The organism is Streptomyces sp. NPDC051214 (assembly GCF_040682375.1).
Taxonomy (GTDB): Bacteria; Actinomycetota; Actinomycetes; order Streptomycetales; family Streptomycetaceae; genus Streptomyces.
Genome location: NZ_JBFBAT010000010.1, coordinates 92,167 through 103,999 on the forward strand (window position 1 = coordinate 92,167; position 11,833 = coordinate 103,999).

Genomic DNA, 11,833 nt, shown 5'->3' on the forward strand with positions numbered 1-11,833 from the left:
GGTCGCGCGTGTGCGCGCCGGGGAGGCCCAGTGGACGGTTCGGCGTTCGAGCCGTGGCTGCTCGCGATCGTCGCCAATGAGACGAGGAACACAGTACGTTCGGCGGTCCGGCGGTGGCGGCGCTGCGGAGCGCCGGGCGCACGGCGCGGCGGACGGGTCGTGGCGGAGATCGGCTGGGGGATCGAGATGCGGATGCGGACGGCAAGGGCAGTGTGCGGGTCGGTGACGGGGTTCGCGGCCGCGCTGGCGCTGGTGGTGGCGGGGGCGCCGCAGGCGGTGGCGGGCGGCTCGACGAGCGTCCTCGTGGTCGCGCCGGGAAGCGGGGAGAGCACGGCGCTCTACGTCAGCGACAAGGAGTACGCCGAGCTGGAGGCCGGTCTTGGCCACCTCGGGGCCGACATCGGCAAGGGACAGCGTGAGCAGCCACCAGGGCTGGCCATGGGTGACGGAAGCCGTCAGATCAATGTGACGTGGATGGTCCACGACGTGCGGCCGTGGCGGGTGGACCGGGCCTATCCGGTGGCGCCCGGCACGAAGGGCGGCGGGGACGGCAAGGGCAGCAAGGGCGGCAAGGGCGCCGATGCGGTGTGGATCCACACCACGACGGACGTCGAGTCCATGAGGGGCGTCTGGCACAAGGCGAAGGACCCTGCTCACCTGACGGCGCTGTTCAAGAAGCTCGGGGTCCTGGGGCCGCCGACGGACAAGGGCAACCAGGCGATAGGGCCGGGGTCGGACTCGAACCCGCCACCGACGCCCGCCTCGGAAGCCGAAGCCGAAGCCGGGGCCGGAGCCGAAGCCGGAGCCGAGTCCGGGCAGGCCGCCGCGCGTGGCGGGACCGATGTCACGCCGGGCGACGGCGGCACGGACTGGTGGTGGGCGATACCGGGCGCCGCGGCGGGGGCCGCGGGGGCGCTGCTGCTGCGGGGGTCGCTCGTCGGGCGGCGGCCTCATGAGGGCGGCCCGCGGCAGGAGTTGCGGGACCTGTGAGGGCTGCGGCCGGCCCCGGCCGGTGCGTCGGCCGGCCGGGGTAGCTGTTCGACGTGGTTGTCCGGTCCGGTGGGTCAGTGGGCCGACAGGCCCGGGGCCGGGTGGGCGGACATCAGGTCGGCGACCTCGGAACGGATCTTCGTCAGGGCGTCCTCGTCACCGGCACGGGCCGCGGCGACACCCCGGTCGATCCAGTCGGCGACGGTCGGCATGTGCTCCGTCCCGAGACCGCGGGAGGTGAGGGAAGGGGTGCCGATACGGACGCCGGAGGGGTCGAAGGGCTTCCTCGGGTCGTACGGCACGGTGTTGTGGTTGACGACGATCCCGGCCCGGTCGAGGGCCTTGGCGGCGACCTTGCCGGGGACTTCCTTGGGGGTGAGGTCCATCAGGATCAGGTGGTTGTCGGTGCCGCCGGAGACCAGGTCGAAGCCGCGGACGAGCAGCGCTTCGGCGAGGGTCCGGGCATTGGCGACGACCGCGTGGGCGTAGTCGCGGAAGGAGGGTTGCGATGCCTCGTGCAGGGCGACGGCGATGGCCGCGGTGGTCTGGTTGTGCGGGCCGCCCTGCAGACCGGGGAAGACCGCCTTGTCGATGGCCTTGGCGTGCTCCTCGCGGGACATCAGCATCGCGCCGCGCGGACCGCGCAGGGTCTTGTGGGTCGTCGTGGAGATCACGTCGGCGTGCGGCACCGGTGAGGGGTGGGCGCCGCCCGCGATCAGGCCGGCGATGTGCGCGACGTCGGCGACGAGGACGGCCCCCGACTCGCGGGCGATCTCGGCGAAGGCGGCGAAGTCGATGGTGCGGGGGAGGGCGGTGCCACCGCAGAAGATCAGCTTCGGGCGTTCCTTGAGGGCGAGGTCGCGCACCTCGTCGAAGTCGATACGGCCGGTGTCGTGGCGGACGCCGTACTGGACGCCGCGGAACCACTTGCCCGTGGCGGAGACGCCCCAGCCGTGGGTGAGGTGGCCGCCCATCGGGAGGGCCATGCCCATCACGGTGTCGCCGGGCTCGGCGAAGGCGAGGTAGACGGCGAGGTTGGCCGGGGAGCCGGAGTAGGGCTGGACGTTGGCGTGCTCGACGCCGAAGACGGCCTTGGCCCGGGAGACGGCGAGGCGCTCGATCGGGTCGATGTTCTGCTGGCCCTCGTAGTAGCGGCGGCCCGGGTAGCCCTCGCTGTACTTGTTCTGCAGGACCGTGCCGGAGGCTTCGAGGACGGCGGAGGAGACGTAGTTCTCGCTGGGGATCAGGCGCAGGGTGTCGGCCTGGAGCTGCTCCTCGGCGCCGACGAGAGCGGACAGTTCGGGGTCCTGCGCGGCGAGCGCGGGGTGGCTGAGGGAAGGAGAGTGAGTCATGGCGTCCTCCGGGGCGAGCGGTGAGTGTCCGGTCGTGGTCCCGGGGTGCCCAGGCGGTCGGCACCTCGAAGGTTCTGCCTCGCACGGCTTCCTCGGGGTCCGTTCCCCGTGCGCCAGTCGCCGTGCTGTCAGGGCCAGCGTATCGGGCACGCCGGGTCGGCAGGTTTCTTCGTCCACGATCCGAGCGACGATAGAAATTGGGCGCCACAACCGCCCCACGCCGCAGGACGAACGGAGACCCCGTGTCGACTACCGAAAAGTTCATCACCTCGGCCGAAGCGCACAGCGCGCACAACTATCACCCGCTGCCCATCGTGGTCGCGACGGCGGAGGGTGCCTGGATGACGGACGTCGAGGGGCGCCGCTATCTCGACATGCTGGCCGGGTACTCGGCGCTGAATTTCGGGCACGGCAACCGCCGCCTGATCGACGCGGCCAAGGCGCAGCTGGAGCGGGTGACGCTCACCTCGCGGGCCTTCCACCACGACCGGTTCGCCGACTTCTGTACGCGGCTCGCGGAGCTGTGCGGCAAGGAGATGGTGCTGCCGATGAACACCGGGGCGGAGGCGGTGGAGACGGCCGTGAAGACCGCGCGGAAGTGGGGGTATCAGGTCAAGGGCGTGCCCGACGGGCGGGCGAAGATCGTCGTCGCGCGCGACAACTTCCACGGGCGGACCACGACCATCGTCAGCTTCTCGACGGACCAGGAGGCGCGGGCGGACTTCGGCCCGTACACGCCGGGCTTCGAGATCGTGCCGTACGGCGATCTGACCGCGCTGCGCGCCGCGGTCACGGAGAACACCGTGGCCGTGCTCCTGGAACCCATCCAGGGAGAGGCCGGGGTCCTGGTGCCGCCGGCCGGATATCTGGCGGGCGTACGGGAGTTGACGCGGGAGCGGAACGTCCTCTTCATGGCGGACGAGATCCAGTCGGGGCTCGGCAGGACGGGCAGGACGTTCGCGTGCGAGCACGAGGACGTGGTGCCGGACGTGTACATCCTGGGCAAGGCGCTCGGCGGGGGCGTGGTGCCGGTGTCCGCGGTGGTGGCGGACGCGGATGTCCTTGGGGTGTTCAAGCCGGGCGAGCACGGGTCGACGTTCGGCGGCAATCCCCTCGCCTGCGCGGTGGCGCTGGAGGTCGTGGCGATGCTGGGTTCGGGCGAATACCAGCAGCGGGCCACCGAGCTCGGCGAGCATCTGCACGCCGAGCTGGGGCTCCTCGCCGGTACGGGCGCGGTGACGCAGGTGCGGGGCCGCGGGCTGTGGGCGGGCGTCGACATCGAGCCCTCGCACGGCACGGGCCGCGCGATCTCCCAGAAGCTGATGGACCGGGGTGTGCTGGTCAAGGACACCCACGGGTCCACCATCCGGATCGCTCCCCCACTGGTGATCAGCAAGGAGGATTTGGACTGGGGGCTCGATCAGCTGCGGGCCGTGCTGGCGTAGTTCCGCGGGGGGCGCCTCGTGGGGCGCCGCGTGGGGCGGAGGCCGACGTCGACCTCGGCGTCAGCGCTTGGTGCCGACGTCAGCGCTTGATGCCGACTCCGCCGAACATGGCCACGTCCTCGACCCCGGCCGCCGGCTCCGTGCGCCAGCGGTTGCACGAGACGACTCCGGGTTCGAGGAGCTCCAGGCCCTCGAAGAAACGCGCCACCTGGTCGGGCGTGCGCTGCGTCAGCTTGGGCGTGCCGTTCTCGTTCCAGAACGCCACCGCCTCGTCGACGTCGGGCATCTCCGGGCTGGTGATCGTGTGCGAGAGGACCAGGTGGCTGCCGGCCGGGAGCGCGTCGAGCAGGCGGCGCACGATGCCGTACGCCTCGGAGTCGTCGTCGATGAAGATGACGACTCCGAGCAGCATCAGCGCGACCGGCTGGTCGAGGTCCAGGGTCCTGGCGGCGTGTTCGAGGATGGTGTCGACGTTGCGCAGGTCCTCGTCGAGGTAGTCGGTCCTGCCCTCGGGGGTGCTGGTGAGGAGGGCGCGCGCGTGGGTGAGAACCAGCGGGTCGTTGTCGACGTAGACGACACGGGTCTCGGGGGCGATCCGCTGGGCGACCTCGTGGGTGTTGTCGGCGGTCGGCAGCCCGGTGCCGATGTCGAGGAACTGCCGGATCCCGCACTCGGTGACCAGGTGGCTCACAGCGCGCCCGAGGAACTGCCGGTCGGCCAGCGCGTAGGCGCCGATGCCGGGGTGCAGCGTGCGGATCTGGTCCCCGGCGGCCTGGTCGACGGGGTAGTTGTCCTTGCCGCCGAGCCAGTAGTTCCAGATACGGGCCGTGTGAGGCTGCGTCGTGTTGATCCTGCTGTCGGCCATGTGCGCGGTCGCCTCCGAGTCAGTCGTCGATCAATCGGCAGCGTACTCAGGCGACTTGGGGTTCGGTGGGGCAGCCCAAGGTCGGCTCAGAGGATGACGTGCGGCAGGAATCTCGCGTACTCGTCCGTGATCAGGCCCGCCGACTCCCGGATGCCGAGCCCCGCCGCCTCGTTCTCGACGACCCACGCACCGAGCACCACACGGTTGCCGTCGAAGTCGGGCAGGGGCGCCAACTCCTGGTAGCAGCAGGCGTCCTCGCGTACGAGGGGTTCGGCGCCCGGCGGGTGGACCGTGACTCCGGCGCCTTCGCGGCCGAGGAGGGGCTTGGCGACGTAACCCCGCTCGGCGGCGAGCTCCCGGGGGCCGTCCAGGTAGGCGGGGAGGAGGTTGGGGTGGCCGGGGTAGAGCTCCCAGAGGACGGCCAGCAGCGCCTTGTTGGAGAGGAGCATTTTCCAGGCGGGCTCGATCCAGAGGGTGGAGCCGGTGCCGCCGCCGTTGTCCAGGGTCTCCAGGACGTGCGGGGCGAAGCGGTCGGTGGTCAGCCACTCCCACGGGTAGAGCTTGAAGCAGCTGCGGATGAAGCCGAGCTTCTTGTCGACGAAGCGCCGCGAGAGCCGGTCCCAGCCGATGTCCTCCATGGAGATCGCCTCGGTGTCGAGCCCGGCCTGCTGCGCGGTCTCGCGCAGATACGCGACCGTCATCAGGTCCTCGCCGAGCTCGTCGCCCGCGGAGTGCGCGAAGTACAGCGGGCCGCCGGGCGGAAGCAGCGGCGCCTGCTTCTTCCAGGCGTCGACAAGGCGCTCGTGGAGGGAGTTCCACTGGTCGGCGCCCGGGAAGCATTCCTCCATCCAGAACCACTGGGGGCTCGCGGCCTCGACCAGCGAGGTGGGGGTGTCGGCGTTGTACTCCAGCATCTTGGCCGGGCGGCCGCTCGTGCCGTCGTAGTGCAGGTCGAACCGGCCGTAGAGGGACGGGAGTTCGGCGCGGCGGTGCCATGCCTCGGTGACCGCGTCCGCCACCCGGGGGTCGGTGATGCCGAGATCGGCGAGGCGCCCCCGCGTGACGATGTGCTCGGCGGCCGCGAGGCACATCGCGTGCAGTTCCTCGACGACCTCCTCCAGGGCCTCCACCTCGGGGAGCGTGAACGCGTAGTACGCGGACTCGTCCCAGTAGGGGCGGAGGGAGTCGTCGGGGTAGCGGGTCAGCGGGTAGATGAGCCCCTGATCCTCGACCGTCTGCTGCCAGCCGGGGCGGGGGGTGATGGTGCGGCGTTCCATGGCCTCGGGTCTCGGGTCTCGGGTCGCAGGTCGCGGGAAGTAGCGGGTCGGGGGCTCGCTCGCTTGCGGGTCAGCCGCCGCCGCTGCCGCTGCCCGAGCAGCCGAAGCCGTCGCGGTCGACGGCCTCGCTGCGGCTGAAGGTGCCGTAGTCGGCGCGGCGGCCGTCGATGTCCGCGTCGTAGTACCAGTCGGCGTCCATGCGGCCGGACTTGCCAGTGCCGGTGCCGGAGCTCGACCCTGTTCCGTAGGAACTGCCGCTGCCGCTGCGTCCCTTGCCGTACGAGGAGGAGGACGACGAATTGGCGCCGCTCTTGCAGTTCTTGTCGGCGACGATCCTGTAGCCGGTGAGGAGGTCGTAGCTGTCGCGGTCCACGCACCGCCTGTCCGGCTCCGAGCCGCACGAGGTCAGGGCCGCCGCGAGGACGCCCATTCCGCCGAGTACGACCGTGCTGGAACGCAGCCTTCGCGGGGCCTTGCGCTCTTCCCTCTGCTCCGTCTGCGTCTGCGTCTGCTGTTCCGGTGCCATCTGTGCTTCCGTTCCCCCGTTGCCCTACGTGATCGGCGATCAGCGTAGGTAAGGGGCCCCGGGTCGTGCCAACCGGCTCAGCCGAATCCCCTTCCTCTACAGTCACTTCGTGTCTCTTGGGATGATTTGCGCGCTCGGTTCAGCGGTCTGCTTCGGCACGGCCTCCGTCTTCCAGGCCATCGCCGCCCGCGCCACGGCGCCGGGCACGGGCTCCGGGGTCGACCCCGCGCTCCTGCTGCGCGCGGTGAAGCAGTGGCGGTACGTCGTGGGTCTCGGGCTCGACGGGCTCGGGTTCCTGCTGCAGATCGTGGCGCTGCGCTCCATCCCGATCTACGCCGTCGGTGCGGCGCTCGCCGCGAGCCTCGCCGTCACGGCCGTGGTGGCCTCGCGGATGCTGCGGGTGCGGTTGAGCGGGGTGGAGTGGGCAGCGGTGGGGGTGGTGTGCGCGGGGCTCGCGATGCTGGGGCTGGCGTCGGGGGACGAAGGGGAGAGCACCGGATCGACGACTCTGCGGTACGTGCTGCTGGGCGTGGCGGTGGCGGTCCTGCTGCTCGGCGCGGTGGCCGGGCGGCTGCCGGGGCGGGGGCGGGCGCCGGCCCTGGGGCTCGGGGCCGGGCTCGGCTTCGGCGTGGTGGAGGTGGCGGTGCGGCTCATCGACGACGTCTCGCCGGGAGCGTTGGTCCGGAATCCGGCCGCCTACGCCTTGCTGGTGGGCGGGGGTGCGGCGTTCCTGCTCCTGACGTCCGCGTTGCAGCGGGGGTCGGTGACGACCGCCACCGCGGGAATGGTGATCGGGGAGACGGTCGGGCCCGCGGTGGTGGGGGTGGTGTGGCTCGGGGATCGGACTCGCAGCGGCATGGCGTGGGTGGCGGTGCTGGGGTTCGTGGTGGCTGTGGCGGGGGCGTTGGCGCTGGCGCGGTTCGGGGAGGCGGCGGCTCCTGCGGAGAGCGCGGAAGCGGCCCCCGGGGTAGGCGGGCCTGGGGGTGGGGCTCGGTAGGGGCCGGCCCTGCGGGGCTTTCCCCCACCCCGCCCCTTCCCGAAACCAAGGGGCTCCGCCCCCTGGACCCCCTTACAAGTGTCCTCAAACGCCGGACGGGCTGGATTCCCCCCTTACGGCAACACCCTGCACAACGCCTCCAGCGCCCCCGCCCACCCATGGTCCGCCGGTGTCCCGTACCCCACCACCAGCGCGTCCCGCTCCGCCGGGCGTGCCAGAGGGTGGCGGAAGCTGGACAGGCCCTGCACCGCCAGGCGTTGCCAGCTTGCCGCCTGGATCACCGTCCGTTCCGTTCCCGGCGGGAGTTCGAGCACCGCGTGCAGGCCCGCCGCGATCCCCGTGGCCCGTACCTCCGGCGCCCGAGCGGCGAGCGCGGCGACCAGTTGGTCCCGTCGGCGGCGGTAGCGCAGCCGCGCGCCCCGCACATGGCGGTCGTACGCACCCGACGTGATGAACTCCGCGAGCGTCAGCTGGTCGAGCGCCCCGCAGGCCCATTCCGCGCCCCCTTTCGCCTCGACGACCTCGGCGGCGATGGGCTCGGGCAGCACCATCCAGCCGAGCCGGAGCCCGGGGGCCAGGGACTTGCTGGCCGTGCCGAGGTAGACCACGCGGTCGGGGTCGAGGCCCTGGAGCGCGCCCACCGGCTGCCGGTCGTAGCGGAACTCCCCGTCGTAGTCGTCCTCCAGGATCAGGCCGCCCTCGCGCCGCGCCCAGTCGACGGCGGCGGCACGCCGGTCGGGGTGCAGCGGGACGCCCATGGGGAACTGGTGGGCAGGCGTGAGGAGCACCGCCTTGGCCGAACCGAAACCCGAACCGGAGCCAGAGCCCGACCCGGAACCCGCCCCCAACTCGGCCGTCGAAGTGCCCAGTTCGTCGAACGGCAGCGGCCTCGTCCGCAGCCCCGCCCGCTTCAGCAGATCCCAGTGCACGTCGAGGCCGTACGACTCGACCGTCACCTCCCGCTGGCCGCGGGCCCGCAGTACGCCTCCCAGCAGGCTCAGGCCCTGCGCGAACCCGGCGCAGATGACGATGCGGTCCGGGTCCGCGCGGACGCCGCGCGCCCGGGAGAGGTAGTCGGCGAGGGCGGTGCGCAGCTCGACGCGGCCGCGCGGGTCGCCGTAGCCGAGCGCGTCGTTCGGGGCGGTGGCCATGGCCCGGCGCGCGGCCTTGAGCCAGGCGGCGCGCGGGAACGCCGAGAGGTCGGGGGTGCCCGGCATCAGGTCGTACGTCGGGCCGCCCGCCGCCCTGCGGCGCGGCGCGGGCTCCGCGGGGCGCGGCACGGAGCGTTCGGCGACGCGGGTGCCCGAGCCCTGGCGTGCGGTGAGCCAGCCCTCGGCGACGAGGTCCGCGTACGCGTCGGCGACGGTGTTGCGGGCGATGCCCAGGTCGACGGCGAGGGAGCGGGACGAGGGCAGGCGGGTGCCGGGAGCGAGCCTGCCGCCGCGCACCGCCTCACGCAGGGCGTCCGTGAGGCCCTTGCGCACGCCGGAGCGCGTCGCCTCTGCCCCGGTCTCCAGGTGGAGGTCGACGCCCAGAGTGGCCCAGGATTCTTCCATGGAAATGGACCATACCCGTGGGCTACTCCCGCCGTACGGTCGATGTCATGACGACGATCGAGAACACCCCCGAAAGCACCCCCGGGCAGCCGCAGGCCAAGGAATACCTCCACGAGCACACCCCCCGCCTCGACTGGCACTCCCGGGCCCCCGAGGTCTTCAAGGCGATGGTCAGGCTCGACGCGGCCGCCCGTAAGGGCGTCGACCCGGTGATCCTCGAACTGGTCAAGATCAGGGCCTCGCAGATCAACCACTGCGCGCTCTGCGTCGACATGCACAGCAAGGACGCCCTCGCGGCGGGCGAGAGCGTGGAGCGGATCATCCAGCTCAGCGCGTGGGAGGAGTCGCAGCACTTCTACACGGCGAAGGAGGTCGCCGCGATCGAGCTGGCGGAGGCGATCACCGTCCTGACGGACGGCTTCGTGCCGGACGCGGTGTACGACAAGGCGGCGGCCCTCTTCGACGAGGAGGAGCTGACGCAGTTGATCGCCGCGATCACGGTGATCAACGCGTGGAACCGTTTCGGCGTCTCGACGCGGCAGGTGCCGGGCCACTACAAGGCCGGGGACCACAAGTGAGCGCTCGGACCAACCACCTCGACAAGGGCGTCGCCGGCGCGCTGTCCGCGCTGAGCGCGGCCGCGAAGAAGGGGCTCGGCGACCCGGTGCTCGCCGAGCTCGTGATGATCCGGGCCTCGCAGATCAACGCGTGTGCGTTCTGTCTGGACATGCATGTGGACATCGCCGTGAAGAACGGCGAGACGGTCAAGCGGATCGCTCTCCTCAACGCGTGGGCCGAGGCGGGTGAGCTGTTCAGCGAGCGCGAGCGGGCCGCTCTCGCGCTGACCGAGGCGGTCACGGTCTTGACTGGGGGCACCTCCCAGGCTTTCGGCTCTGGGGGAGCGTTCGTCCCCGACGAGGTTTACGAGGCGGCCGCCAAGCACTTCGGTGAGGCCGAACTCGCCCATCTCATCGGGGTGATCACCGTCATCAACAGCTGGAACCGGCTGATGGTCAGCCGCCGCATCGAGCCGGGCGGGTACGCGCCGTGAGCCTGGTGGACGACTTCCGCTCGCTGCACCACGGGCGGGCGCCCGGTGATCCGCTGGTCCTTCCCGGGCCGTGGGACGCGGCCAGCGCGCGGGTCTTCGTGGACGCCGGGTTCCCGGCCCTTGCCACGCCGAGCGCGGGGGTCGCGGCGTCGCTGGGGTACGCGGACGGTGCGGTGCCGCCGGACGAGATGTTCGCCGCCGTGCGCAGGATCGTACGGTCGGTGCCCGTACCGGTGTCCGCGGACATCGAGGACGGCTACGGGCTGCCGCCGAAGGAGCTGGTGGAGCGGCTCCTGGAGACGGGCGCGGTCGGCTGCAACCTGGAGGATTCGTCGGGCGGGGACCTGAAGGACCCGCGCGAGCAGGCGGAGTGGCTCGCGGAGGTGCGTTCCGTCGCGGGCGACCGGTTGTTCGTGAACGCCCGGGTGGACACGTTCGTGCACGGCGACGGCGATCCGGAGCAGGCGATCGAGCGGGCACGGCTGTACGTCGAGGCGGGCGCGGACTGCGTCTATCCGATCCTCGCGCCGACCGCGGTGCTCCCGCGGCTGCGTGCGGGCATCGAGGGCCCCGTCAACGTGGCGGCGAAGCCGGCAGGGCCGCCGTCCCCGCGGGAGCTGGGCGAACTGGGCGCCACGCGCATCACGTTCGGCCCTGGCCTGCTGTTCCGTGCGTCGGAGGCGCTGCGGGAGATCGCGGAGAGCTTGCAGCAGACGTGACGGTGCCGGGGGTGTCCTTCGCGAAGGACACCCCCGGCACCGTCATCGTCACACCAGTGCGTTCAGCGACGACGTCACTTCTTCGGGAGCCACTTCTCCCACGTCGCCTTGTTGTCCTTGATCCACTTCTCGGCCGCGGCCTCGCCGGACATCTTGTCCTTGGCGATCGACATGGCGACCTCGTTCTGCTCCTCGGTCGTCCACTTGAAGTTCTTCAGGAACTCCGCGGCGTCGCCGCCGTCCTTGGCGAAGTCGGCGTTGAAGTACTTCTGCAGCGGGGTGTTGGCGTAGCCGCACTCGGTCTTGGTCTCGGGCTCGTTGCAGCCCTCCTTGAACGGCGGGAGCTTCACCTCGACCATGTCCATGTCGGCGTTCGCCCACAGGGGCTCCCACCAGTAGCTGATGAAGGGCTCCTTGGCGGCGTACTTGCGCTGGATCTCCTTGATCTGCGCGGCCTCGTTGCCGGTGTCCTTGATCTTGAAGTTCAGCTTGTGGTTCTTGATCAGGAACTCGTCGTACGTGGTGTACGAGGGCGCCGCACCGATGAACTCGCCCTTGTCACCGCTGCGGTTGCTCTTGAAGTCCTTGGCGAACTTGTTGAGGTTCTTGTAGTCCAGGATCTCCGGGTGCTTGTCCGCGTAGTACTTCGGCACGTACCAGCCGATGTGCCCGGTGACGCCCAGGTCGCCGCCCTTGACGACCGTCTTCTTCTGGTCGATGTAGAGCTTCTGCTTCTTGGGCTGGCCGTCCCAGTCCTCCAGGATCGCGTCGGCCTTGCCGTTGTTCAGGGCGTCCCAGGCGATCGGCTCGTCGAGCTGCTGCAGTTCGACCTTCTTGACGCCGACCTCGTCCTCGAGGAGCTTCTTGGCGACCTCGGCGTTGGCGCGCGCGCCGACCCACGAGGGGACCGTGATGGTGACCTCGTCGGCACCACCGGAGGACTTCGTGTCGGCGGCACCGCAGGCGCTGAGCGCCACCATGGACGCGGCGCCGAGACCGGCGATGACCGAAGTGCGTATCCGCTTGCTGTAGTTCACGAGATTGTTCCCTTACGT

Annotated in this window: 12 protein-coding genes and 1 riboswitch; of the genes, 6 read left to right on the top strand and 6 right to left on the bottom strand. The window is 71.1% G+C overall.

What is annotated here, in order from left to right:
• Positions 1–30: 30 nt before the first annotated feature.
• Positions 31–990, top strand: coding sequence for a hypothetical protein (locus AB0M70_RS26200; RefSeq protein ID WP_365823824.1), 960 nt, complete (start codon positions 31–33; stop codon positions 988–990).
• Between the two features lie 74 nt (positions 991–1,064).
• Here AB0M70_RS26200 and glyA read toward each other — a convergent pair whose 3' ends face one another.
• Positions 1,065–2,342, bottom strand: a complete 1,278-nt coding sequence (gene glyA / locus AB0M70_RS26205) for a serine hydroxymethyltransferase (RefSeq protein WP_365823350.1) — start codon at positions 2,340–2,342, stop codon at positions 1,065–1,067.
• A gap of 40 nt (positions 2,343–2,382) precedes the next feature.
• Positions 2,383–2,473: riboswitch (ZMP/ZTP riboswitch) on the bottom strand.
• 111 nt (positions 2,474–2,584) lie between these two features.
• On the opposite strand from glyA, the gene rocD reads away from it, so the two are divergent.
• Positions 2,585–3,787 carry an ornithine--oxo-acid transaminase gene (gene rocD, locus AB0M70_RS26210; protein ID WP_365823352.1) on the top strand — a complete coding sequence of 401 codons (1,203 nt, stop codon included), beginning with the start codon at positions 2,585–2,587 and terminating at the stop codon, positions 3,785–3,787.
• A gap of 79 nt (positions 3,788–3,866) precedes the next feature.
• Here rocD and AB0M70_RS26215 read toward each other — a convergent pair whose 3' ends face one another.
• The 3 genes from AB0M70_RS26215 to AB0M70_RS26225 all read right to left on the bottom strand — a co-directional run bounded on the left by AB0M70_RS26215 (position 3,867) and on the right by AB0M70_RS26225 (position 6,455).
• Entirely contained in the window at positions 3,867–4,652 is a 786-nt protein-coding gene (locus AB0M70_RS26215; RefSeq protein WP_365823354.1) for an SAM-dependent methyltransferase, read from the bottom strand.
• Positions 4,653–4,738: 86 nt separating this feature from the next.
• Positions 4,739–5,929, bottom strand: a complete 1,191-nt coding sequence (locus AB0M70_RS26220) for a glutathionylspermidine synthase family protein (RefSeq protein ID WP_365823356.1) — start codon at positions 5,927–5,929, stop codon at positions 4,739–4,741.
• A gap of 70 nt (positions 5,930–5,999) precedes the next feature.
• Positions 6,000–6,455 (bottom strand): hypothetical protein, encoded by a 456-nt coding sequence (locus AB0M70_RS26225; protein ID WP_365823358.1) that lies wholly within the window; start codon positions 6,453–6,455, stop codon positions 6,000–6,002.
• A gap of 121 nt (positions 6,456–6,576) precedes the next feature.
• Between AB0M70_RS26225 and AB0M70_RS26230 the strand changes: the two genes are divergently transcribed.
• Positions 6,577–7,452: a hypothetical protein gene (locus AB0M70_RS26230; protein WP_365823790.1), complete on the top strand. Its 876-nt coding sequence runs from the start codon at positions 6,577–6,579 to the stop codon at positions 7,450–7,452.
• Positions 7,453–7,565: 113 nt separating this feature from the next.
• On the opposite strand, the gene AB0M70_RS26235 is transcribed toward AB0M70_RS26230, so the two are convergent.
• On the bottom strand, positions 7,566–9,008 hold the full coding sequence (locus AB0M70_RS26235) for a PLP-dependent aminotransferase family protein (protein WP_365823360.1): 1,443 nt from the start codon (positions 9,006–9,008) through the stop codon (positions 7,566–7,568).
• 47 nt (positions 9,009–9,055) lie between these two features.
• Between AB0M70_RS26235 and AB0M70_RS26240 the strand changes: the two genes are divergently transcribed.
• Genes AB0M70_RS26240 through AB0M70_RS26250 form a run of 3 tightly spaced genes read left to right on the top strand, consistent with a single transcriptional unit; the run spans position 9,056 to position 10,778 of the window.
• The gene (locus tag AB0M70_RS26240) at positions 9,056–9,586 is read left to right on the top strand and encodes a carboxymuconolactone decarboxylase family protein (RefSeq protein ID WP_365823362.1); all 531 of its coding nucleotides are present in this window, start codon (positions 9,056–9,058) and stop codon (positions 9,584–9,586) included.
• Positions 9,583–10,059 (top strand): carboxymuconolactone decarboxylase family protein, encoded by a 477-nt coding sequence (locus tag AB0M70_RS26245; protein WP_365823364.1) that lies wholly within the window; start codon positions 9,583–9,585, stop codon positions 10,057–10,059. Before AB0M70_RS26240 ends, AB0M70_RS26245 begins: the two co-directional genes overlap by 4 nt.
• Positions 10,056–10,778 carry an isocitrate lyase/phosphoenolpyruvate mutase family protein gene (locus AB0M70_RS26250; protein WP_365823366.1) on the top strand — a complete coding sequence of 241 codons (723 nt, stop codon included), beginning with the start codon at positions 10,056–10,058 and terminating at the stop codon, positions 10,776–10,778. The genes AB0M70_RS26245 and AB0M70_RS26250 overlap by 4 nt, the downstream gene beginning before the upstream one ends.
• Positions 10,779–10,852: 74 nt before the next feature.
• Here the strand turns inward: AB0M70_RS26250 and AB0M70_RS26255 are convergent, their stop codons facing one another.
• Positions 10,853–11,815 (bottom strand): glycine betaine ABC transporter substrate-binding protein, encoded by a 963-nt coding sequence (locus tag AB0M70_RS26255; RefSeq protein ID WP_365823368.1) that lies wholly within the window; start codon positions 11,813–11,815, stop codon positions 10,853–10,855.
• Between the last annotated feature and the right edge of the window lie 18 nt (positions 11,816–11,833).

Coding starts and splice junctions, on each gene's coding strand:
- glyA (WP_365823350.1), bottom strand. CDS start 2,342: ATGACTCACTCTCCTTCCCTCAGCCACCCCGCGCTCGCCGCGCAGGAC.
- AB0M70_RS26215 (WP_365823354.1), bottom strand. CDS start 4,652: ATGGCCGACAGCAGGATCAACACGACGCAGCCTCACACGGCCCGTATC.
- AB0M70_RS26220 (WP_365823356.1), bottom strand. CDS start 5,929: ATGGAACGCCGCACCATCACCCCCCGCCCCGGCTGGCAGCAGACGGTC.
- AB0M70_RS26225 (WP_365823358.1), bottom strand. CDS start 6,455: ATGGCACCGGAACAGCAGACGCAGACGCAGACGGAGCAGAGGGAAGAG.
- AB0M70_RS26230 (WP_365823790.1), top strand. CDS start 6,577: ATGATTTGCGCGCTCGGTTCAGCGGTCTGCTTCGGCACGGCCTCCGTC.
- AB0M70_RS26235 (WP_365823360.1), bottom strand. CDS start 9,008: ATGGAAGAATCCTGGGCCACTCTGGGCGTCGACCTCCACCTGGAGACC.
- AB0M70_RS26240 (WP_365823362.1), top strand. CDS start 9,056: ATGACGACGATCGAGAACACCCCCGAAAGCACCCCCGGGCAGCCGCAG.